Annotated in this window: 23 protein-coding genes and 1 pseudogene; 13 read left to right on the top strand and 11 right to left on the bottom strand. The window is 69.4% G+C overall.

Translation table 11 applies throughout. The features are described 5' to 3' along the window. The first annotated feature begins 39 nt into the window (after positions 1–39). Entirely contained in the window at positions 40–744 is a 705-nt protein-coding gene (locus OG520_RS43725; protein WP_331749343.1) for a hypothetical protein, read from the top strand. 74 nt (positions 745–818) lie between these two features. Here OG520_RS43725 and OG520_RS43720 read toward each other — a convergent pair whose 3' ends face one another. Then, positions 819–1283, bottom strand: a complete 465-nt coding sequence (locus OG520_RS43720) for a hypothetical protein (protein ID WP_331749340.1) — start codon at positions 1281–1283, stop codon at positions 819–821. 156 nt (positions 1284–1439) lie between these two features. Then, on the bottom strand, positions 1440–2651 hold the full coding sequence (locus tag OG520_RS43715) for a hypothetical protein (protein ID WP_331749337.1): 1212 nt from the start codon (positions 2649–2651) through the stop codon (positions 1440–1442). Between the two features lie 501 nt (positions 2652–3152). Here OG520_RS43715 and OG520_RS43710 point away from each other — a divergent pair. Next, positions 3153–3605 carry a hypothetical protein gene (locus tag OG520_RS43710; protein ID WP_331749335.1) on the top strand — a complete coding sequence of 151 codons (453 nt, stop codon included), beginning with the start codon at positions 3153–3155 and terminating at the stop codon, positions 3603–3605. A gap of 480 nt (positions 3606–4085) precedes the next feature. Here the strand turns inward: OG520_RS43710 and OG520_RS43705 are convergent, their stop codons facing one another. Together OG520_RS43705 and mobF are read right to left on the bottom strand one after the other, a co-directional pair. Continuing rightward, positions 4086–4433, bottom strand: a complete 348-nt coding sequence (locus tag OG520_RS43705; protein WP_331749332.1) for a hypothetical protein — start codon at positions 4431–4433, stop codon at positions 4086–4088. Beyond that, positions 4430–6247: a MobF family relaxase gene (gene mobF / locus OG520_RS43700; RefSeq protein ID WP_331749328.1), complete on the bottom strand. Its 1818-nt coding sequence runs from the start codon at positions 6245–6247 to the stop codon at positions 4430–4432. The genes OG520_RS43705 and mobF overlap by 4 nt, the downstream gene beginning before the upstream one ends. 159 nt (positions 6248–6406) lie before the next feature. On the opposite strand from mobF, the gene OG520_RS43695 reads away from it, so the two are divergent. Next, a complete protein-coding gene (locus OG520_RS43695) occupies positions 6407–6604 on the top strand; it encodes a hypothetical protein (protein WP_331749325.1) in 198 nt (65 codons plus the stop codon). A 265-nt stretch (positions 6605–6869) separates the two neighbouring features. On the opposite strand, the gene OG520_RS43690 is transcribed toward OG520_RS43695, so the two are convergent. The 4 genes from OG520_RS43690 to OG520_RS43675 form a co-directional block, all read right to left on the bottom strand. Then, entirely contained in the window at positions 6870–7043 is a 174-nt protein-coding gene (locus OG520_RS43690) for a CsbD family protein (RefSeq protein WP_331749322.1), read from the bottom strand. 87 nt (positions 7044–7130) lie between these two features. Beyond that, positions 7131–7274, bottom strand: a complete 144-nt coding sequence (locus OG520_RS43685; RefSeq protein ID WP_406016775.1) for a hypothetical protein — start codon at positions 7272–7274, stop codon at positions 7131–7133. Between the two features lie 421 nt (positions 7275–7695). Continuing rightward, a complete protein-coding gene (locus OG520_RS43680) occupies positions 7696–8247 on the bottom strand; it encodes a hypothetical protein (protein ID WP_331749317.1) in 552 nt (183 codons plus the stop codon). Between the two features lie 111 nt (positions 8248–8358). Beyond that, positions 8359–8514, bottom strand: a complete 156-nt coding sequence (locus OG520_RS43675) for a DUF6131 family protein (RefSeq protein ID WP_145763116.1) — start codon at positions 8512–8514, stop codon at positions 8359–8361. Between the two features lie 990 nt (positions 8515–9504). Between OG520_RS43675 and OG520_RS43670 the strand changes: the two genes are divergently transcribed. From OG520_RS43670 to OG520_RS43655, 4 genes are all read left to right on the top strand, one after another. Continuing rightward, on the top strand, positions 9505–9777 hold the full coding sequence (locus tag OG520_RS43670) for a DUF6207 family protein (RefSeq protein ID WP_331749306.1): 273 nt from the start codon (positions 9505–9507) through the stop codon (positions 9775–9777). Between the two features lie 303 nt (positions 9778–10080). Beyond that, a complete protein-coding gene (locus tag OG520_RS43665) occupies positions 10081–10758 on the top strand; it encodes a hypothetical protein (protein ID WP_331749303.1) in 678 nt (225 codons plus the stop codon). 55 nt (positions 10759–10813) lie between these two features. Continuing rightward, entirely contained in the window at positions 10814–11206 is a 393-nt protein-coding gene (locus tag OG520_RS43660; protein ID WP_331749300.1) for a hypothetical protein, read from the top strand. Between the two features lie 571 nt (positions 11207–11777). After that, the gene (locus OG520_RS43655) at positions 11778–13259 is read left to right on the top strand and encodes a multicopper oxidase family protein (RefSeq protein ID WP_331749296.1); all 1482 of its coding nucleotides are present in this window, start codon (positions 11778–11780) and stop codon (positions 13257–13259) included. A gap of 88 nt (positions 13260–13347) precedes the next feature. Here the strand turns inward: OG520_RS43655 and OG520_RS43650 are convergent, their stop codons facing one another. The 3 genes from OG520_RS43650 to OG520_RS43640 form a co-directional block, all read right to left on the bottom strand. Continuing rightward, positions 13348–14034, bottom strand: coding sequence for an SDR family oxidoreductase (locus OG520_RS43650; RefSeq protein WP_331749293.1), 687 nt, complete (start codon positions 14032–14034; stop codon positions 13348–13350). A 91-nt stretch (positions 14035–14125) separates the two neighbouring features. Further along, positions 14126–15025 carry an NAD(P)-dependent oxidoreductase gene (locus tag OG520_RS43645; RefSeq protein ID WP_406016774.1) on the bottom strand — a complete coding sequence of 300 codons (900 nt, stop codon included), beginning with the start codon at positions 15023–15025 and terminating at the stop codon, positions 14126–14128. A 122-nt stretch (positions 15026–15147) separates the two neighbouring features. After that, positions 15148–15459 (bottom strand): DUF202 domain-containing protein, encoded by a 312-nt coding sequence (locus OG520_RS43640; RefSeq protein ID WP_331749286.1) that lies wholly within the window; start codon positions 15457–15459, stop codon positions 15148–15150. 304 nt (positions 15460–15763) lie between these two features. Between OG520_RS43640 and OG520_RS43635 the strand changes: the two genes are divergently transcribed. From OG520_RS43635 to OG520_RS43610, 6 genes and pseudogenes are all read left to right on the top strand, one after another. After that, positions 15764–16399: a molybdopterin-dependent oxidoreductase gene (locus tag OG520_RS43635; RefSeq protein WP_331749283.1), complete on the top strand. Its 636-nt coding sequence runs from the start codon at positions 15764–15766 to the stop codon at positions 16397–16399. Positions 16400–16483: 84 nt separating this feature from the next. Next, a complete protein-coding gene (locus tag OG520_RS43630; protein WP_331737243.1) occupies positions 16484–16876 on the top strand; it encodes a transposase in 393 nt (130 codons plus the stop codon). Positions 16877–16893: 17 nt separating this feature from the next. Continuing rightward, the gene (locus OG520_RS43625; protein WP_331749280.1) at positions 16894–17529 is read left to right on the top strand and encodes a DDE-type integrase/transposase/recombinase; all 636 of its coding nucleotides are present in this window, start codon (positions 16894–16896) and stop codon (positions 17527–17529) included. A 46-nt stretch (positions 17530–17575) separates the two neighbouring features. After that, positions 17576–18223: pseudogene (locus OG520_RS43620) on the top strand (IS6 family transposase); the annotation flags it as partial. Positions 18224–18466: 243 nt separating this feature from the next. Beyond that, a complete protein-coding gene (locus OG520_RS43615) occupies positions 18467–19942 on the top strand; it encodes an amidohydrolase family protein (protein WP_331749611.1) in 1476 nt (491 codons plus the stop codon). Beyond that, the gene (locus OG520_RS43610) at positions 19939–21096 is read left to right on the top strand and encodes a M20 family metallopeptidase (RefSeq protein WP_406016773.1); all 1158 of its coding nucleotides are present in this window, start codon (positions 19939–19941) and stop codon (positions 21094–21096) included. Before OG520_RS43615 ends, OG520_RS43610 begins: the two co-directional genes overlap by 4 nt. Positions 21097–21129 lie beyond the last annotated feature (33 nt).

Raw genomic sequence — 21129 nt, 5'->3', positions numbered from 1 at the left:
GATCGGCCCGCGCACGGGGTCACGTCTGCGAGGCACAGCATGGGACGTCACAAGCAGCACAAGCCACGCCGCTCACGGGGCGAGAGCGACCGCCCGGCCACGGAGTGGTTCGGCACCGCGTTCCACTCCACCGAGGGGATGCAGCACCTGGATGTCCGCCAGTCCGGCAACGGCATCCTGATCACCTCCTCCCCTGCCGAGATCGACGGCGTTCCGGCCTCCTGGCCGCTGCGCCTGCGCAACGACGTCGACGGCGGGCTGAACGAGGTGGGCGCGGCCCTCGCGGCCGGACGGGGCCACGTCTTCGGTGTGACCGAGGGCCCCGGCCACAGGACCGTCCTGGCGTTCATGCCCGACCACCCGGAGGAAGGTGTCGGCACGCTGGCCCGGGTCCGCACGAGCGACGGCCCGGACGGCGACGTCGTCTTCGAGCGGAGCGCGGAACGACCGATGGGGCTGTGGGCCGAAGCCGGGGAGAGCCTCCTGCGGATCGTGCCGGTGCTCGGTCCGGACGCACCGCCGGCGGACGAACTCGAGGACTGCCGCCTGTGCCCCGGCTGCTACCGGCCCGTCTACGAGAGCTCTTCCTCGCACACCCTCATCGGCGCCGGTCCGCTCCCGCTGATGGGGCTGTGCAGGCTGTGTGCCGAGGGATCCACGCTTCGCTCGCTGCGCCAGGCCGACGTGCCCATCGACACCCGCCAGCGCGCCGTACTGGAGACGGTGGCCGCCGCCATGGCGTAGCCGGATCGCCGGTCTGGGCAAGCCCCCTCGCGCGGACGGGCTTGCCCAGGCTCACCTTGGGCTTTCCCAGCCGCTCAGGCTTGCCCGGCCGCCGGCTCCCACAGCGGGCGGGCACGCCCGGTCCCGTCGCAGTGGAAGCACCGGCCGCCCCCTGGTGTGCTGCGGGCGCCGATGGTTCCGGCGGCGTTCTGGAAGAGCCGGGTGAGGCCGGCGGTGTGCGCCGCGTGGATCGGGAGCTCCTGCCGTCTGCCGAGCGTGAGCTCCAAGGCGACGCCAGGGCCGGTGAAGTGGGCGTGGGGAAGGTTGCCGGTCATTGCGCGGAGCGTCTCGTTCACTTGGTGCATCGTCTCCGCGCCGGTCAGCTGCACCCGGGCCGCGAGGATGGTGTCGGCGGCCGCGGTGAAGGACAGCAATCCGGCAGGACGGGCGAGCGGCCCGACGCGGCCCACCGGGTCAGGATGGGTGTGCTGAAGTTCGGCCAGGGCGTGCCACAGGTCGCCCGGCAAGTCCGGCGCGGTCTCTTCTTTGCTGCGTCTCATGAGACCTGTCTAGGGCATGGGACTGGCGTACAGCCGGGTTCGGCCTCTTCTCTCCCGTACGGCGACGCCCCGACTTCACGAGCCGTCCCGCCAGGCGGGCGGTCGCGCCCGGCCAGGCGGGACGGCTTACCCAGGCTCCCCCTGGGCTTGCCCGGGTCAGGCTCGCCGGCGGAACCAGCCGCGGCCCCGGTCCGGCCCGGGGTCGTCCTCCGGCTCCGGCGGCGCGGCGGCCTCGATGCGGGCGGCTTCGGCGGCGGCTTCCTCGCGGGCGACGTCGTCGGCGCGGCACGGGCCGCACACGGACTTCTCCCCGGCCCGTACGGCGGTCCGGTGCACGGTGATCTCCTCCCAGCGTTCGTCCGTGAACTTCCGCCCGCAGCGCTTGCACACCGGGCGCTCCGCCTCCCGCTGTGCTGCGCGGCGCTGCTGGTCCGCCGCGTCGGCGCGGGCCTCCTGGTCGCGGTAGAGGGCGTGGCCGTCGGGGTTGTCGAGCGCGTCCGTCAGCGTCTGGTCACGCGTGCGTCCCAGTCGCCGCCACACCGCCGCGTCGGCGCCGTGCTCCTGGAGCTGCTCCAGGGTGGTGACGACGACGGGCACCGCCTGGCGGTAATCCCGCGCAGTGACCGCCTTCGGGTAGAGGGTGTCGTACCGGCGCGGTGCCCAGTAGCGGCGGCCGGCCTCCTCCAGTACAGCGACCGTGTTGTCGACCTTCGCCTCGGTGGTGCCCGCGAACACGAACGCCACCGGGACCAGGCCCTCCCGGCCGGTCGGCGGGTAGACCCTGCGCCACAGCCGCTTCTCGTGGTCGACGTGCTCGATCGCGTCCGGCCGCGAGCGAACCAAGTCCACGGTGCGCTTCGTCGCGTCCTTCGGCAGCAGCCGGCCCCACTCCCAGTACCGGCGCAGCTTGGCGACCAGCTCGTGCGTGTCCTCGCTGCGGCGGTCGATCTCCAGCAGCAGCACCGGCACCCCGGCCTCCGGCGCCCGCACCACCAGGTCCGCCCGCTGCACGTAGCCGTTGCCGAGCCGGTGACCGATCTCCGTCTGGAAACCGAGCCGGTGACCGATCCCGGCGCGGTGGAGTTCGGCAGCCGTCGAGGTGACCGCCGCGGCGTGGTCGTCGTAGCTGGCCCCGAGCAGTTTCCCGGTAACCGGGTCGTACTTCTTCTCGCGCAGTGCCGAGACCCGTATGCCCTTCGGCTCCAGCAGCTTCTTCGCCTCGCCGTGTCCGCGCTTGGTCAGCACCCACACCTGCCGCTGGTCCTCCCGTACCAACTCGATCCTCACCAGCTGGTGGTCCTCCAGATCCAGGGGGTTGTCCCGCACGAGCTTGTCGTGCTGGTTGTCCGGGCGGGTCAGCTTCCACAACTGATCGGGCGTAGCCCTCTGGAAGATCCCCAGTGCTTGCAGGAGCTCCCGGCGTCGAGGTCCGGTCGAAGTCCTCCGGTGCTGAGGCTGCCTTGCTACATCTACATGAGGGTTGTCGGACCTGCGACAACCCCCTGTCCGGCGGGCCTGACCTGCGGAAACGCCCGGCTGCTGGCGTGGGGGCGCGGAGGGGGTGATGGAGGGGCCCACGGAGGGGGCCTCTCCGGCCTGGTCAAGGGTCCGCTCAGGCTCGTTGGCGGTGCTCGCCACGGGGTGCTCCCGGAAGGTGGGGCGGGCCTATCCCGCCATTCACCTTCTACTGGTGCGGCTTTCGGCTCATGTGTGACGCCGACCTTGGAAAACCTCTCCGTCGTGACCGCATCGTGATCAACCGGGAGGGGGGAGAGTTCTCCCCCGTCAGCGGCCGGACTCTGCCCGCAGTTCGAGGGTGGCTTCGAGGTCACCGCGATCAGCGCGGCGGCCCGTACATGAGGAGCTGTCATGCCCGAGAACACCGTCACCGCGCCGCTCGCTCCGATGGCACCGGAAGACGTCGCCGACGCGTTCACCTACATCCGGGCGCTGCAGGCCGGCGACATCGACACCGCCTGCGCGGTCGCCGAGGACGTCAATGGTGCGAGCCTGCACCGAATGCTCCTGGAGGTGGCCGCACGCGTCATCATCCCGGTGACCGCCGTGGACGAGGACTGCGACGGGGCACCGTGCGCGCACTTCTTCCTGGCGGCGGCGCTCGGGCGACTGCTGCTGGAAGTCCTGTCCGTCGACCGCGTCTGCCCGGTGTCGCCCCCGGGCATCGCCCAGTACATCGCCCGCTTCGCCGAGGACGTCCTCACCGAGGAGCCCGGCGACGTCGCCGACGTACTCCGCCAGCTGGAGGCCGCCGGGATGGAGCAGGCGATGGAAGCGCACCCGGTGCACGGGACCACCGCGTAAAGCGCATCCGGGACGGCGGTGGTGCGGCGCACATCGGGACCGCACCACCGCACCGCACCGGGCTCGCCACGCGGCGGCAGGACCCATATCACACACCCCCTTGTCCGCGACCTGATCGGAAGTCGGGACCGGGTCTGACAAGGGGAAACGTGCCGGATAGCGAACCTGGTCTAGGAACGACGCGCGCCCGCCGAAACCTGGACAAGGGGTGGGCCGACGGTGCGCGCACCGGTGCGGTGCGGGACATCGGGTGCGGCGCACCGGGTGCGCGCGTGCGATGGCGGACATCGTCGGATGGTGCGCACCGCGTGCGATGGCGGACATCGCGGTGCGCACCCGAGTGGTGTCCATCGTCATCCGGTGCGCACCACGGTGGAGTCCACTCGGTGCAGCCCATCGGGTGGAGTCCACTCGATGTCGTGCATCGCCACCGGATGCTGAACATCGGGGGCTCCACTCGGTGGACGATGCCCGGCATCGTCACCACAGCCAGGCGTTGGAGTGCCGTACCCGGGACAGGGCGCGGGCATCGCGGCGCGCGGCCGCGTTGCCGATCCGGTTCTGCCGGGGGCGGGGCCGGCGCGACTGCCCGGCGGCAAGCCGGCGCTTCCCGGCGTCCTGGAGCCGTCGCCGCTGCTTGCGCAGCTCCGCCTTCTTCGCCGCCTTCGACTTCGGCGCCCGGGGCCGCTTCCAGACCGGCTGCCACCCCACGGGCTCATCAGGCTCGGGCTCCTGGTCCTCTTCGAGCGCGGCGGCCATCTTCGCGCGGGCCGCGTGGGCGCGTGCGAGTGCGTCGTCGGGGTTGGGGCGTTCTTCCGGGGTGCTCATGCGACTCCTCCTGTGGTCCGGCCCGGTGTGTGCTGGGTGCCGGGCTGCTGGGTGTGCGGCGGCGGGGCTATCGCCGGGGCGGGCTGTGGCCGGGGGCCGTGGGTGACTGAGCGCTCCCGCTCGCCGTCCTGGAGCTTGGCGGCCAGCCGGGCGGCGGCTTCGAAGGTCCGGCGGGTCTGCTCCGCCGTGTCGACGCCGGTCTCCGGCTCCAGGAGGCGGCCGCCCTTCGGGCCGGTGCGGAACGGTCGCGGGTGCGACCTCGAGGCGGCGGGCACGGAGACGGTGCGCGGCCGGGCGCGGGAGCCCAGTCGCTCCGCACGGCGCACCGCGTGGACCCGGGCGGCCAGGGCGTCGGCGGCGAGGCGGGCCCGCTCGTACGGCGAGGCGGCCCGTTTACGGGTCAACGGGCGCAGCACGGCCTGGTCCTCGGTGTCGCGCGGGTACAGGGCGCGCAGGTCGGCGGTCATCATCCGGCGGCTGGCCGGGCGGGTGTAGTCGTCGACGGCCGCCTGCACGATCTGTTCGTCCAGGCCCGCCTGGTGGGGCCGGCCGCGCAGGACATAGGAGAGGTAGCGGCGCGCTTCGGCAAGCAGATGGTGGCGCTTGAACGCGCCGCGCATCACATAGACCACGGCGACGACGTCGACGGCCGCCAGCGCTATGTCGACCACCGGCCGCACCCGCGCCCATACCGCCGCGGCCGCCGCCCGCGCCCGCTCCGCGAGCCGGTCGACGACGTCGGCGCCGTAGGCCCCGATCGCTGAGTCCCGCCACTGCTTGCGCAGCTCGGTCAGCGACAGCAGCTCCGTGCGCTTGGGCGGGCGGGTGCGGTCGGCTGCCTGGCAGCCCAGCGCGTAGCCGGCCCGCTCCCCCGGCGCGTGCCCGTGCTTCTCCTCGTACTTGGCTGTGAGGACGGGCAGCGCGTCCTCGATCTGCTGGCGGCGGGTCGACTGCCAGCCAATCGGCCGCTGGTCGATGCCCGAGATCTCCATGACGGGCCTGCGGCCGGGCGTCACCTCGCGCGGCTCCCACGCCCACCCGAGCCGGGCGGACACCTCCTCCATGAAGGTCAGTACGTAGAAGGTGTCGGCCGCGACTATGTGGGCCAGCATTGAATCCGCCGACAGGTTGCCCCACGTCCCCTTCTCGTCCGGCCGCCGGGCACGGATCGAGACCAGCGCATGATCGTGAAGAAGGGGCTTCGACTCCGCAGCTCTGGACTCGTAGTGCCGGAAGACCGCGACGATCAGCCCGTCCTTGACGCGGGTGCGCTGCTTGCCGCCGCCTTTCCAGCGGATCTGTGCGACCGCATCCTCCAGCCACGCCAACGTCTTGTCCCGGGCGATGTCCTGGCACAGCTCCAGCACCAGGCGGGTCTCGTAGTCACCCAGCGCCCACGCGATGTGTGCCGTCGGCGGGGGCCGGAACACCAGGTGCATGCCGAGCCAGGGGATGCGCTCCTTGGCCTTGTCGGTCTTGGGTGAGCGGTTGTGCTCGATGGGCCCGCCCAGCACGGTCGCCCGCCGGGCGCGGGCCGGGCTCTTGCCCTCCGCCATGAGCACGCGCTCGATCCGGTCGGCATCCGGGTGCCGGCCCTCCCCCAGGAGGAGTTCGGCCTGCCGCTCGGTCACCACGTCCCCAGCCACCAGGCCGACCGCGGCCAGGCCCCGGCCCTTCCAGATCCCGGGCGGGACACCGGCTTCGTCCTGGGCGACGCGCAGCGACGTGCCCGCAGCACGGTGGCCGTCTCCGACCATCACGCCGCGGAAGAGATAGCGCCCGTCTCCCGGACGGATCTTCGTTTGGCTGATCATCGGGCCATGGAACCCCGGTGCTGACGTGCGAAGAAGCGCGATCTGGGGTCCTTCCCGCCGGGCGGGAGGCCATCACCAGATCTTCACCGGAGCGCCCGCCAGGCGGGCCTTCCCGCCAGCACGCGACGGTAAGCCACTGCCCTGTGCACCCTCCCGTCCATGACTCACGAACCCGTTCACGGAGACCCCTGTCCGCTGTGCCGCCGACCGCTCCGACCCGAGTACCGCCGCACCCAACCCTCCGGCCAGCAGGACGGCCCGGCCCGCGTCTGGTTCTACCGGTACCGCTGCAACGGCTGCGAGGCCGCTCAGCCCCAGCAGTTCGCGGACGTGATGCGCGCCCTCTACGAAAGCTGACCGTGCGGCCGTGCGAATGCTGCGCCGCAACCACACGAGTCCCACCCGCCCCGGAATCGCACCGCAACCGACTGTCCTGTACCGGTGCACCTTGCATAGGCCCTGTCGACTTTGCGCCTGAGGCTGCATTGGTCAGCTTGCCCTTGCATGAGCGGTTCGACGACGCGCGGTAGAACCGCAGACGCCTCGCGTTCCGGCAAGGGGAGTGCGAGGCGTCGCTGTAACCACCGCAGACTTCGGGGTCTGCGGTCGAGGAAGGCAGTGGTCAGTGTTTGAAGGCGTCCTTGATCTTCGCCCCAGCCTGTTTGATGTTGCCCTTGATCTGGTCGCCGCGTCCTTCCGTCCGTAGACGCGGGCTACCTGTGGCGCGGCCGACGGACTTCTTGGCGCCGCCTTTGACCGATTCGGCTTTGTGCGCGATCTTCTTGGAGATACTCATGGTCGGCCATTCTTCGTGTGTCTTCTGCTGGGGCTTCGGGAGGTCGGCTAGTCAGCTGTCTGCGGGGCGTGGCGGCGGCCGGGTGGGTCAGGTGGTGAGCAAGCGGTTGAAGAAGGAGCGGTACCGCTGGAGCGCAACGCGCAGATCCTCGGTCGCCACCTCCTCACCGCGCTGCCACTGGCCTTCGAGACCTCGCTTGTGCTCGGAGAAGGTCGTGGCCAGTGCCTGCATCGTCTCGGCCGACCAGCTGGTCGGCCGCGTTGACGGCGTTCTGGGGGTCGTCGACGAATTCGCCCTGGATCTTCTGCCACCTGGCGCGGAATTCCTCCTGCTCATTCCCGAGCAGGGGTTCATGCTCCTCGTCCGGTTCCGCTTCCCGGCGCTCACCGACGGATGCCCGCCCGCCACCTTCCTCCCGGCCCTCCCGATCGGTGGTCGTGGCCTCCCCGGGGTACTCCGGTGGGGCGTTGGCCAAACCCAGCGCCTCGTCTCCGGCGCCCTGCTGGGCACCGGTCAGGTCCTCCGTGGACGGAACGCCCTCGTCCCGCTGGGGTGTGTCTTGGTTGCGCATCTTTTCACTCCCGTCCCTCACGTGTTGCGCCCGGACGTCGACTGGGCCAGCGTCGTCATCCTCAAGTCGCCAGCTGCGGGCTCACGCCTGGCCCTCGCGCGGCCGGTCGCCGTTATGGAGCAGTTCCCCGAACAGCGCGCGGTAGTGCACCATCGCGCCCCGCAGCTCCTCCGTGGTCACCTGTTGACGGCTGCTGCGGTCGTTGACCTCATGGGCGGCGCGATAGTGCTCCAGCGTGCGCCCGTGCTCGACCGACAGGTCCTTCAGCTGCTGCTCGTACCCCTTGGTCGGATACCCGCGTTCGCTCATGAGCGTGGTCACGAGTCGGTCCGCCTCGTGGACCGCGTCGCCGGGCCGGTCGACGAACGTCTCCTGCACCCGGGTCCAGTCCTGGGTGTAGCGGTCGCGGACAGGTGCGGGCAGTGGCTTGATGTCCAGCGCGTCGTGGCGTTCCTCGCGCTCGCGCAGCTCACGCTCGCCCGCCCGGCGGCCGTGCTTGGCTTCCACGGCCCGCTCGTACTCCGGGCCGAATTGCTCCCGCAGCTTCCGGCGGCGCGTGGTAATCATCCACGCTGCCACCGTGCCCAGGAGAAGCACCAGCACGACGGCAATGATGATGACAATAGGCGACATTGGGTCCTCCGCTCGTTAGCCGAGTGCCCCGTGCAATGCGGCCCCCCTGCCACGCCTCAAAGGGGGCGGTTCAATCGTGGCGGTTGTCGTACAGCGGTGGTGCGGCTGCGCCTACCAGTAGTGCCGTCGTCCGCCGACCGCGTGGCCCAGGCGGCCCAGCAGGAACAGGATCGCTCCGATCACGATCAGAATGATCCCGACCGTCCACAGAATGGTGATCTTGGCCAAGAACGCCACAATCAGCAGAACGACTCCGATGACGATCACGGTTTCCTCCGATCACGCACGAACCCGAGCCCCGAGCCCCGACCCCTTCTTAATCGTCCCCCCTGCCTGCCACACTGCCAAATTGACAAATTGACCAGCAAGGTAAGGCAAGGGCCCGCCGTACCGCAGGCCGGACGCGTGCTCACCTGTGCAGCCGCAGTTCCCCTATCTCCGCCTCGACGCCACCAGGTCGCACGACGAACGCGCCCTTCCCGGGGGAGCGGCACGGACGGGGACCCGGAAGACTGCCGGTACGGCGATGCCCTCTACCGCCCGCGAGGGTGACCCCGGCTGGACTGTTTGTGCAGGGGATGGAAGCTGCCGCGCCCGACGACTACGCGTCCCGCCCTGGCGCCCGGTGAAGATCGGCGGCAGCCCAGGCGCCCAGAGCGGTGCGGGGCGGCACATCGTGACGGCGATGATGCGGCCTTGAGCCAACCGTGACAGCTGAGGGCGAACGCGCAGTGTCGACTCGCCTTGATGTCAGCTGAACGAGCTACCTCTCGCGAGCAGGCGCTGAGCCTGATCACCGAGGACGCCGCCCTGGCCTGCCAGCCGCAGGCTGGACGCGTACACACCTGTGCAGCCGCGGTCGGGCCGCAGTTCCCCTGTCTCCGTCTCGGCGCCCCAGCCCGCCACGCCGCCCCGGCGCCGGCCCGTTCTCAGGAGATGCAGGGTTGATCTGACCAATCGTGCTTTCCGATGCTCAGAGTGACCTTGCACGGCACTGGTCGCCGGGCCTGGCTGGTGCAATGTTCGGCTGGACCGGACACCGACTCCACCGTCATTGAGCGCACACCAGCGCACCACTCCCCCGACAACCCACCTCATGTCTTCTGTCCGCGCCCCCTGCCCCGCGCCCCGTCACCGGGCATGGGGCAGGCGGCGCCGTCAACCACCGCCCCGGCAGGCGAGGCCTCGCCTCGCTCGTACGGATGGCGTGCACGGCGCCGGCGAACCCGACCGGGCGATGGCCGCGTCAGATTCGGCATGAAGATCGACGCCCAGCACCAGCACATCGACGAGCCTGGCCTTGTGGTTCTCGACATCACTGCCGCCAACGAGGAAACCGCCCACGCCGTGATGGCCGAGCTGGAGCAGTGGTGGGCCACCTCCGGCATCACCCCGTGCGCAGCGAACCCGGGGTGCCAGGGGTACGGGCGCGCGTGTACGCCGACATCCGACGCCCCGCACCATGACGCACCCCTACCCCTCTCCCCTCGCTCGCCACGCTTGATCGAGAACCCGCTCGACTTGAGGTGATCGACCCATGAGCAGGGCGGATTGTGGCTACGGTGCCCAGGGGCGTCTGAGCGATCCTCCGGACGGGACACGCATCATTACAAAGGGAGAGCGCATGGAGCTGACAATCGCGGTGCAGAACCTCGGGCTCGGCGGCCTCCGCACCGGATCGGGGGACCCGGACCATCGCTGGCCGCAGCTGGCCGAGCGCATCAACAACGCGGCCGAGCAGGTCGGCGCCCGGCACGTCGACGCCGTCCTGGTCCAGGAAGCCGCCGACTGGGAGACTGGGACAAGTACGGCCACCGGCAACTCGGGCTGGCCATGCGGGACCTGGACCTGGACGCGATGCCGATCCCGCCGTCCCGCTCCGGTATCCCGCCGACGCTCCTCTACCGGCGCGAGACACTCGGCCGCTGGACGCACTGGAACACCGACTTCGCCCAGGAGACCCTGCACGGCTTCGGCGTCGCGGTCTTCGACGTCGGCCTGCCCGCCCCGCTCGCGATTGTCAGCGCGCACCTGAATCCGTTCGTCGCCGACAAAGCGCGCGACGAGGCGAAACTGATCGCCACCCGGGCGCTGCGGTACGGTCCCTACGGCATCGTGGCCGGCGACATCAACTACCCGCCCGCCGACCCGGCCAGCCCTTCCCCCGACTACGCCGCGATGCTGCCGTACAACCAGTCGGCCCGCACCCGCCTGCCGTCAGAGGTCGGCGGGCAGCTGGTACCCGACCGGCGTGTGACGGAGATCCTCGCGTACACCGGATTCGTCGACGCAGCGGCCAAGCTCTTCGAGGAGCGCGGCGACAAGGAGCTGCTGCGCCGGACCGCGACGGACGACCGGATCGACCAGCTGTGGGTGTCCGCGCCGCTGCGCGACACGATCGTCGACTACGCCCTACTGGACACCCCGGCAGGTGCCTCGGACCATCATGGGCTGGTCGTGCGCATCGACCTCGACCGGGCGCGGACCGACAACATGTGGGAGTACAAGTAATGACCGACCCCTGGCGCCGGATGACATCCTCCGCGCATGCGGCTACCTGGAAGCGGTGTGGCGCGACGACGAGGCCGACACGGCCGCGCTCCTCCTGCACGAACCCGGCGAAATCCCGACAGCGGTCCTGCTGACCGAGCTCGGCGAAAGCATCATGCAGCAGCTACTGCCCGCCCAGGCCGGGATCCACGACGGCATGCCCGACCACGAACTCGCGGCCGCGGCAGAGAAGATGCGCACCGACCCGACCGTGCAGGTCTCCAGAGTCCTCCCGGAGACACTCAAGGCCCTCGCCCCGACCACGACACCGAACCAGACCGAGATCATCGCCCGCGCCCTCATCAGCTACCTCCTCTCCATCAGCGAAGCCACCGAAGACGACGTCCTGCCGCTGCTCAACACGCTGCGCCAAGCCGCACTCCAGCGCAGCAGCGACCCGTCCAACTGAAGAACTGGCACGCCTGGATGGTCAGCGCGGAAAACCGATCCGGTTGACGCCGTTCCCCCGGTTTGCCCTCGGTGACGAGTCGGGGAACGCCTTCAGGCCCGGATATCCACCGGCCCCACACCCTGCGCCGAGGACGCGCGGTTCCGCCCGCCCCTTGAGAGCCCACAGCCCTCGCGGCCCGGGCTGTGCTGCAGACGCGGGCACACCTGTTTTGCCCATCCGGCGTAACCCGACCAACCCGGTGTCTCGGCCGAGACTGTCAGAGCGGGGTGCGGCCTGACGCGAAATAGCAGCCCGGGGAGAGCGACTGCCCGGCATGGCCCAGACCGTCCCGCCCGCCTCACCGATCCATCGACGCCCGAATCAATAGCTCGGCTGTACCGGCTCTCGGCGCCGCCACATGAATGCTCCGTGCACGGCCGATTGAGCGGATGCCGCCGCCCTCTCCGCGTGGGCGTGCTGCTCCTGACATCCGCATCTCTACGCTCCAGCTGACGGGCTGGTTGGCCGTCGTCGTGACTTCGTGGCCGGGCGCGGGTCTTGCCCGGCCACACGCTTCCCTGGGAGAGATGTGACCCGGCTCAGTACCCACTTCTCGCTTCCCTCGCTGGTTGTCGGCGTGGTCTTCGCCGCCGCCTGGCTGGCCGGTTCCTCGGGCTGTGCACCGACGGGGCATTCCCACGCCACGCACCAGCCCTCGGCGGAGGGCGGCGCCACACCTGCGGGCCCAGACCCCCGACTGCAGGACCCCCCGGAACTGGCCAGCCGCAACGGCGTCCTCAAGGCCAACCTCGTCGTGGAACGACGCAAGGTCCAGGTCGGCGACCATCAGTTGTACGCGACCACGTACAACGGGGCGTACATGCCGCCCACCTTGCGCGTACGGCCCGGCGACCACATCGACCTCACGCTGACCAACCGCATCAACGAGAACACCAACCTGCACACGCACGGCCTCCACGTCTCGCCGCGCGCCCCTGCTGACGACATCTTCATCGCCATCAAGTACAACCAGTCGTACCACTACTCGTACCGACTGCCGCTCAACCAGCCGACCGGCACCTACTGGTACCACTCACACGCCGACATGATGTCCGCCGCCCAGGTCGCAGGCGGCGAGTCCGGCGTCATCATCGTCGACGGACTCCAGCAGTACCTGCCCCCGTCGTTGCGCGGCGTCACCGAACACACGCTCGCGCTCAAGGACTTCCAGGTCGAGGGCGACTCGATCAAGACCCATCCCCTGAGCATCGGCGCACCCACCAACCGCACGGTCAACGGCCAGAAGAACCCCGTCATCCACATCCGGCCGGGAGAGACGCAGCTGTGGCGGCTGGCCAACATCGGCGCCAACATCTTCTACAAGCTTCACCTCCCGGGCACCCGCTTCCATGTGATCGCTCAGGACGGGATTCCCGTCAGTAAGGTATATGCCCAGGACACGCTGGTCATCGCCGCAGGCGCCCGCTTCGACGTCCTAGTGCAGGGCGGCAGCCCCGGCACTACCCGGCTGGAAACCCTCCCCTACAACACGGGCTCCGCGGGGAACCAGTTCCCCCAGGCGGTCCTCTCGACCGTCGTCACCGACGGCCCGCCCATGGCACAGGCCACCATCCCGACCAGCTTCGCCTCACACGCGGACCTGAGCCACGCAACGATCGCGGCCCGCAAGACCGTGGTCTACACAGAAAACAAGGCGGGCACGAAGTTCTTCGTCAACGGCCGGATGTACGACCCTCACCGGATCGACTTCACCTCCGCTCTCGGCACCGTTGAGGAGTGGAGCATCCGCAACGACACGGACGAGGACCACAGCTTCCACATCCACACCAACGACTTCCAGTTGATGAGCACCAATGGGAAAGCCCACGACCCCTCCCACGGTTGGTACGACACAGTGAACGTGCCCGCGCGTGGAGAAATCGTCATCCGCATCCACTTCATCGACTTCACCGGCAAGACCGTCGTGCACTGCCACCTCCTCAACCACGAGGACATGGGCATGATGGCCGTCCTCGACATCGTCGGTAGAGGCCAGGAGTCGAAAGAGTGACAGCCGCCCACAGGGCGGGGTGCGGCCCCCGACCCGCTGGAGCCCACCTCCAGTGATCGCAGGCAGGCCGTCGGACAGGGCAGTCGCGTCAGGTGACGCGCAGTCCGCCGTCGACGAACAGGTCGAGGGCATTGACACCAGTGTTGCGGAGGACGAAGTCGGTGGCATCGACGACCTCCGCTGTCGTCACAAGGCGTCCGATAGGGGTACGCGCCAGGTGGGGGTGCTCGGGCGCGTCGCGCCACTTGGCGCTGTCTCCCACCACGCCCGGATGGATCGCATTGATGCGGTGGGGTGCGATTTCCACGGCCAGGGTTTTCACCAGACCGGTGATGCCGCCGTTGAAGGCGGTCACCATGGTGGAACCGGGGTAGGGGCGTTCCTTGGCCAGGCCACCGAAGAGCACGACCGAAGCACCGGGGTTGAACCGGTCACGCAGGGCTCGCACGGTCTCGGTGTAGCCCACCAGTTTGGTGGTCACGGACTCGATGGCTGCGGCGATATCGAAGTCAGCGAGGGAGTTGACGCCCTGTTTGATGGCGGTGATCACCAGGTTGTCGACCTCGCGCACATCGTCGAGCGCGGCGGCGATCGTCTCCGGCTGCGACAGGTCAACGGACAGGCCTCTGGTCAGGCCGCCGATTTCGCCGGCCACGGTGTCGGCGTGCGCCGTGGTGCGGCTGGTGATGAGGACGGTGTCGCCGCGATCGGCGAATCGCTGGGCTACGGCGCGGCCCAGTCCGCTGCTTCCTCCGACGATGATCGAGGTGGTCACGATTCAGTGGTCCGTTCAGTTCGAGGGGTGGCTGACAAGGAATTCCGTACAAGCAAGGAGGCCCGGGACCGGAACGACGGCCCCATACGGGTTACGACGGCGGCCTCCTCAGGTAGTCGACGGCGGCGAGGTCGTCGTTGTCATGGCCGGCCGCGACGGTCGCTTCCAGGCGGTCTCGGACGGCCTGGAGCAGAGGGCTGGTGGTGGCGGCCGCCGCGGCTAGTTCGATGTCCTTCAGGGCGAGTTGCACCGCAAATCCCGGCGCGTACGAGGCGTCGTCCATGACGCCTACTTTCTGCAATTCGTACGGCATGGCGAGCGGGCCCGCCTCGAGCACCCGGACGAACGTCGCATGGTCGACGCCGAGAGCGTCGCAGAGCGCAAGGACGTCGCTCATGGCGACCGTCGAGGCAGCCATCCAGGCGTTGACCACAAGCTTGACGGCGCTGCCCTCGACCCCCGTACCGACGTGGAGCACGGACGAGCCGAGATCGTCGAGCAGTGGACGCGCCCGCGATAGGACGTCCTCGGCGCCGGCAACCAGCCAGACAAGCCTGCCCTGCCGAGCGGGAGCGGTGCTTCCCGAAACCGGGGCGTCGAGGTACGCAACACCGTGATCACGAGCCAGACTGGCCAGCGCGCCGGCGTACCGTGGCCCCACCGTGCTCGCCTGCACCCAGACGGCATCGTTGTCGAGCCGACCGATGGCATCTGACATGACCTGAGTGACCGCATCGCCGTCACGGAGCACAGTGATGACGACGGACGCGCCGGAGACCGCATCGCCCACTGCCCTCACTGCCGTGACCCCGGCAGCGTGCTCCGCCACCGAACGGGCCCTCTCCTCCGTCCGGTTCCACAGCCGTACCTCGTGGCCAGTATCTCCGAGCCGCATCCCCATCGCGGCGCCGAGTGCGCCTGCTCCGAGAACAGCGACGGTGGAAGCGTGAGACATGAAAAAAGACCCCTTGTCTGTTTCCCCCATGGCCATGTTCTGTCGGCAACCCGAGTCCTTCCTGGCAACGGACCGTTGGCCAAGGGCTGTCCCGCAGATGCTCCAAGCGGCTGCTCGCCGAGCGGCGCGCTCGGGACCGTAATTGGTGCGCCGCGGGCTCAGCTCACCGCCACGCCGTAGGGGCTGGCGCCGAGGGTGACAGTCGCGACGACCTTTTGGGATGTCGGGACGATCTTGTTGTTCCCGGTGTCGAGGACCGAGCCCCGGGCCGAGCCGCTGTTGGCGATGTATATGTGTTTGCCGTCCTCGGTGACCGCGACGCCTTCGGGCGCCACGCCGGCCGGCACGGTTTCGACGACCTTGTAGGTACCGGCGGATTTGCGCAGCCATGCGAGGCAGGTGCGCTCATTCGCCAGATGATCTCGGGCGTGGGATGGATCTGTGCCATCCCCGGGGCGTTCCTTTCCCATGACTCACTCTCCTACTGGAGGCCGCGGCGATGCGCATTCTCTCGCTGTCGTCGAACCCGAGCGGGATCGAAAGAGCCGCTTGGAAGGACTTCGAGCATAGTGACGGTATGAGCATATGGGGCAAACGGGACGACATGATCGTGCACCAGACCGAGCCTTACAACGCTGAGCCACCTCCTGGCGCGCTCGTGGACCCGATCACCCCTCTGGACACCTTCTATGCCCGCAACCATGCCCCGATTCCCCGCATGGACCGAGCGAGCTGGCGGCTCCGGGTGGACGGCATGGTCGACCGCCCCTGGAATTGTCGCTGGACGAACTGCGGTACCGCTTCCCCGAACGGAAGGTGCTCGCCACTTTGCAGTGCGCGGGCAACCGCCGCGCCGACCTCATGGAGTTCCGCGACATACCCGGCCAGGTCCCCTGGGGTCCCGGAGCTATCTCCACGGCATGGTGGACCGGGGTGAGCCTGGCGGATGTGCTGGCCGAAGCAGCGCTGCAGGCCGAAGCGGCCCACATCGCCTTCACCGGCACCGACGTGTCACAGGATGCCGACCCGTCACAGCCCTTCGGCGCCTCCATACCGGCGGCGAAGGCCGCCTCCAGCGAGGTGCTCCTGGCCTGGGCGATGAACGATCAGGCTCTCCCTGTCGCCCACGGCGCCCCGCTGCGCGCCATCGTCCCGGGCTTCATCGGCGCCCGCAGCGTCAAATGGCTCCAGCACATCACCGCACAGACCCGTCCGACAACTACTTCCAGTGGGAATGCAGCCTTCTCCCTCCCGAGGCCGACCCCCACAAGGCCGGACCAGGCGACGGCATCACCCTCGGGTCGGTCGTCATTCACATCGCCATCCTGCGGCCCAGCAAAGACGCCCAGCTACCGCCCGGACCTACCGAGGTCACCGGCGTGGCCTTCGCCGGCGACGACCGCACGGTGACACGCGTGCCCTCTCTGACAGTCTCGACTGAGACGCCCGGTATATCGGGTTAGTCTGGATGGGCGAGACAGGAGACCCCTCAGCATGGCCAGCACTACCCCGATACCCGCCTCCGGTGACGATCCGGCGCCGAAGCCGAAGCGGCGGACGTTTTCCGCGGAGTACAAACTGCGGATCGTTGCCGAGTACGACGCCGCCCCTTCCGGCGAGAAGGGCGCCATCTTGCGGCGTGAGCGGCTGTACCACTCGCACGTAGTCGAGTGGCGCCAGGCTCGGGAAGCCGGCGCGCTGGACGCCCTGGCTGACCGGCGGACCTCGGCGGTGCGACCAAAGAAGGCCGCTGAGCAGGCCGAACTGGAAAGGCTGCGCAAGAAGGTCGCACGGCTGGAGAAGGACGTGGCCCGCCGGGACGCCGCGCTGGAGGTCATGGGAAAAGCCAACGCGCTCTTGGAACTGCTCTCCGAGAGCGCGGACTGAAGCATGCCGTCGCACCGGTGGTGGATGAGGCGTTCGCCGGCGTCCAGGGGCAGTTGGGGACCACGGCGGCCTGTCGGCTGACCGGACGCTCGCGCGCCACCCACTACCGCCGCATCAACCCCAAGCCGAAGCCCGCGCCGTCCCCGAGACCCGCGCCCGCCTCGGCCCTCTCGCGGGCCGAGCGGGCCGAAATCCTGGGGCTGTTGAACCGGCCGGAGTACGCCGACCTGCCGCCCGCGCAGGTCTGGGCGCGCGAACTCGACGCCGGAAACTACTGGTGCTCGGAGCGGACGATGTACCGGATCCTGTCCGCCGCCGGGCAGAACGGCGAACGCCGCCGCCAGGCCACCCATCCCGCCAGGACCATCCCCGAGCTGGTGGCGACCGGCCCGTCGCAGGTTTTCACCTGGGACATCACCAAGCTGCCGGGCCCGGACAAAGGCATCTGGTACCACGCCTACGTCATCATCGACATCTTCAGCCGCTATATCGTCGGCCACACCGTCGAACGGGCCGAAACGGCCGAGCGGGCCGAGGAGTTGATCCGCGAGACGATCGAGCGCAACGGCGTTGTCCCCGAGACGGTGCACGCGGACCGCGGCACCTCGATGACCAGCAAGAAGGTCTCCCAACGGCACTGTCACGTTGACTGACCGGGTGGGATGATCTTCTGGTTGGTCATGCTGGGAGGGGTCGTCCGTGGACAGCGCATCGCCGTCGTACAAGGGGCACCGGTACCCGGTCGAGGTCATTGCCCACTGTGTGTGGCTGTACCACCGCTTCCCGCTGTCGTTCCGCGAGGTCGAGGAGCTGATGCTCGAGCGCGGCGTGGTCGTCTCCCACGAGACGGTCCGCCGCTGGTGTGCGAAGTTCGGGCAGGCCTACGCCAACGGCCTGCGCCGGAGGCGGCCCCGGCCCGGCGACAAGTGGCACCTGGACGAGGTCTTCGTGAAGATCAACGGAGAGCAGAAGTACCTGTGGCGGGCCGTTGACGCCGACGGCAACGTGCTCGACATCCTGGTCCAGTCCCGCCGGGACAAGGCCGCGGCCCGGCGCTTCTTCCGCAAACTGCTCAAGAGAACCTGCTCGGTGCCGAGGGTGATCGTCACCGACAAGCTCCGCTCCTACGGCGCGGCCCACCGCGAGGTCATGCCCTCCGTAGAACACCGCGCCCACAAGGGCCTCAACAACCGGGCCGAGAACAGCCACCAGCCCACCCGCCAGCGCGAACGCGCCATGAAAGGCTTCCGTAGCGTCGGCGGAGCCCAGCAGTTCCTGTCCGCGTTCAGCGGCATCTCACCCCACTTCCGACCACGCCGCCACCTGATGACCGCCCCCGAATACCGCACCGAGATGACCACCCGCTCGCCATCTGGGACCAGGTCACCGGCGTCGCCGACCTGCCCGCCGCGGCCTGAGCACGGAGCCGGAACCCGACCCCACCACACCCGACACACCATCAGGCACTCACACACCCAACAACGTGACAGCGCCCCGGATGGATCTGCCTCCCCGGATTCGTCGCGCGAGACGAACGGACCGTCCGGCAAAGCTCCTAGGGTCGCCAGCAGCGAGGCTAGGAGGCGAAGCATGCGGACACTATTGCGGGGCGGTCGCGTCATCGACCCGGCTACGGGCTTTGACGGCACGGCTGACGTGCTGGTCTCCGACGGCGAGGTCATCGCCGTCGGACCAGGGCTGCCGACTGCCGACGACCAGGTCGACATTGATGTCGCCGGGTACATCGTCGGACCCGGGTTCATCGATCTGCACAGCCACGTGCACTCCATCGCGGGCCAGCGGCTGCAGGCGATGGACGGCGTCACGACGGCGCTCGACCTGGAAGCCGGGATGATGCCCGTCGAACGGGCCTACGCCGAGGCGGCCGCGGCGGGACGCCCGCTGCACTACGGCTTCTCGGCCTCCTGGGGTTCCGCGCGGGCCAAGGTGCTCGCCGGCATCGAACCGGACGCGAACATCAACACCGGACTTGCCGTGCTCGGCAATCCGGCCTGGCAGCGGACCTCGTCGAAGGCCGAACTGGCCGCCTGGCTGTCCCTTGTGGAGGGTGAGCTGGCGGCGGGCGCGCTGGGCGTCGGCGTGCTGCTCGGGTACGCCCCGGCCAGCGATCCGGCCGAGTTCCTGGCGTTGGCGAAGCTGGCCAAGCAGGCCGAAGCGCCCACGTACACTCACGTCCGCGAGCTGGTCGAGATGGACCCGGCCACGCCGGTCGACGGGTCGCAGGAGATCGCGATCGTCGCGGCCGAGACCGGTGCCGCGATGCACCACTGTCACGTCAACAGCACGTCCGGACGGCACGTCGACCGGGTGCTCGCCACGCTGGAATCGAGCCGTTCCGCCGGGTCGCGGGTGACGGTCGAGGCCTATCCCTACGGTGCGGGCAGCACCGGCATCGGCGCGGCCTTCCTTTCGCCCGAACGGCTCAAGATGAAGGGCCTCGACCCGACGCGCGTGCTGATGCTGGAGACCGGCGAGCGGATCGCCGACGAGGCCCGGCTGCTGCAGGTCCGCGCCGAGGACCCGGGTGCGCCGTGCATCCTCGAGTTCCTCGACGAGGAGAACCCGAAGGACCGGGCCCTGCTGCACCAGACGCTCGCCTTCCCGGATTCGATCGTCGCGAGCGACGCCATGCCGGTGTACTGGCGAAACGCCGGCAACGAATCCACCCAATGGCCGCTGCCCCCTGGGGGTACGACGCACCCGCGCACGGCGGGCACGTTCTCCAAGTCGCTGCGGCTGATGGTGCGCGAGGCCGGGGTCTGGACCTGGCTGGAGGCGTTCCGGCGCTGCTCCTACTTGCCCGCGCGGGTGCTCGACGAGGTCGCGCCCGGCGCGCGGACCAAGGGCAGGCTGAACGTCGGCGCGGACGCGGACATCGTCGTCCTCGACCCCGCCACCATCACCGACACGGCCACGTACTTCGATTCGACCCGGCCCTCGGTCGGCGTCCGGCACCTGTTCGTCGCGGGAACCCCGGTGGTCCGCGACGGGCAGCTGCTCACCGACGCGTACCCTGGCCGGCCGCTGCGGGGGGAGCCACGATGACGGAATTCAGCTTGGAAGCTTTGCTCACCGACATCGAAACGTTGGTGTGCTGCGAATCCCCGTCGTCCGACCTCGACGCGGTGGCGCACAGCGCTGAGGTGCTGGCGGACCTCGGCAAGGCGTTGCTCGGCGTGGAGCCGGAGCGGATCGTCCTCGACGGCCGGACGCATCTGCGCTGGCGGTTCGGCGACGGCCCGGCGCGCGTGCTGCTGCTCGGCCACCACGACACCGTCTGGCCGATGGGTTCCCTGGAAACGCACCCGTTTTCCGTGGCAGACGGGGTCTTGCGGGGGCCGGGCTGCTTCGACATGAAGGCGGGCGTCGTGATGGCGCTGCATGCGGCCGCGGCATTGCCGCACCGGGCCGGATTGTCCATCTTGGTCACTGGCGACGAGGAGCTGGGCTCCCCGTCGTCGCGAGCGCTGATCGAGGAAGAGGCGCGCGGCTGCGAGGCGACGTTCGTGCTGGAGGCTTCGGCGGACGGCGGCGCGATCAAGACCCGGCGCAAAGGCGTTTCCCACTACCGGATCGAGGTGACTGGCCGCGCCGCGCACGCCGGGCTCGAACCGGAGAAGGGGATCAATGCCGGGATCGAGATCGCGCACCAGGTGCTCGCGGTCGCCGCGCTCGCCGATCCGGAGTGGGGGACCAGCGTGGTGCCGACCGTGCTTTCGGCTGGCACGACGGTCAATACCGTGCCGGCGGCGGCCGCGGTCGACGTCGACGTGCGGGTGTGGGACGAGGAGGAACAGCTCCGCGTCGACCGGACGGTGCGGGCGTTGCAGCCCGTGCTGGCGGACGCACAGGTGCGGATCAGCGGCGGGATCAACCGTCCGCCGCTGGACGCCGCCTCTTCGGCCGCGTTGTTCGGGCTGGCGCGGGAATTGTCCGCGGAAATGGGTCTGCGGAAACCGACCGAGGCGGCCGTCGGCGGTGCTTCGGACGGCAACTACACCGCGGGTCTGGGAGTGCCGACTCTCGACGGTCTCGGCGCGGTCGGCGACGGGGCGCACGCGGATCACGAACATGTCCTGATCGAAGAATTGCCGTGGCGGACCACATTACTGTTCGCGCTGGTGGAAAACGTGTTGGCGAAGGGGAGTCCGTCGATTCCGGTGAATCCGGCGGACAATTCTGGTCGAGCCCGACGGTGACTCTCCGGGGCGAGCCGGGAAAGGATCATCCCG

It is taken from the genome of Streptomyces sp. NBC_00984 (genome assembly GCF_045162475.1).
In the GTDB taxonomy this organism is placed as follows: Bacteria; Actinomycetota; Actinomycetes; order Streptomycetales; family Streptomycetaceae; genus Streptomyces.
The sequence above is the reverse complement of the archived record's forward strand: the minus strand, read 5'-3'. Positions and strand labels throughout refer to the sequence as shown.

Bases quoted from the DNA above. Each gene is read 5' to 3' on its own strand.
- OG520_RS43710 (WP_331749335.1), top strand. From the start codon at position 3,153: ATGCCCGAGAACACCGTCACCGCGCCGCTCGCTCCGATGGCACCGGAA.
- OG520_RS43680 (WP_331749317.1), bottom strand. From the start codon at position 8,247: ATGTCGCCTATTGTCATCATCATTGCCGTCGTGCTGGTGCTTCTCCTG.
- OG520_RS43720 (WP_331749340.1), bottom strand. From the start codon at position 1,283: ATGAGACGCAGCAAAGAAGAGACCGCGCCGGACTTGCCGGGCGACCTG.
- OG520_RS43705 (WP_331749332.1), bottom strand. From the start codon at position 4,433: ATGAGCACCCCGGAAGAACGCCCCAACCCCGACGACGCACTCGCACGC.
- OG520_RS43615 (WP_331749611.1), top strand. From the start codon at position 18,467: ATGCGGACACTATTGCGGGGCGGTCGCGTCATCGACCCGGCTACGGGC.
- OG520_RS43725 (WP_331749343.1), top strand. From the start codon at position 40: ATGGGACGTCACAAGCAGCACAAGCCACGCCGCTCACGGGGCGAGAGC.
- OG520_RS43630 (WP_331737243.1), top strand. From the start codon at position 16,484: ATGGCCAGCACTACCCCGATACCCGCCTCCGGTGACGATCCGGCGCCG.
- OG520_RS43645 (WP_406016774.1), bottom strand. From the start codon at position 15,025: ATGGCCATGGGGGAAACAGACAAGGGGTCTTTTTTCATGTCTCACGCT.
- OG520_RS43695 (WP_331749325.1), top strand. From the start codon at position 6,407: ATGACTCACGAACCCGTTCACGGAGACCCCTGTCCGCTGTGCCGCCGA.
- OG520_RS43665 (WP_331749303.1), top strand. From the start codon at position 10,081: ATGCGGGACCTGGACCTGGACGCGATGCCGATCCCGCCGTCCCGCTCC.
- OG520_RS43685 (WP_406016775.1), bottom strand. From the start codon at position 7,274: ATGCAGGCACTGGCCACGACCTTCTCCGAGCACAAGCGAGGTCTCGAA.
- OG520_RS43690 (WP_331749322.1), bottom strand. From the start codon at position 7,043: ATGAGTATCTCCAAGAAGATCGCGCACAAAGCCGAATCGGTCAAAGGC.
- mobF (WP_331749328.1), bottom strand. From the start codon at position 6,247: ATGATCAGCCAAACGAAGATCCGTCCGGGAGACGGGCGCTATCTCTTC.
- OG520_RS43640 (WP_331749286.1), bottom strand. From the start codon at position 15,459: ATGGGAAAGGAACGCCCCGGGGATGGCACAGATCCATCCCACGCCCGA.
- OG520_RS43610 (WP_406016773.1), top strand. From the start codon at position 19,939: ATGACGGAATTCAGCTTGGAAGCTTTGCTCACCGACATCGAAACGTTG.
- OG520_RS43670 (WP_331749306.1), top strand. From the start codon at position 9,505: ATGAAGATCGACGCCCAGCACCAGCACATCGACGAGCCTGGCCTTGTG.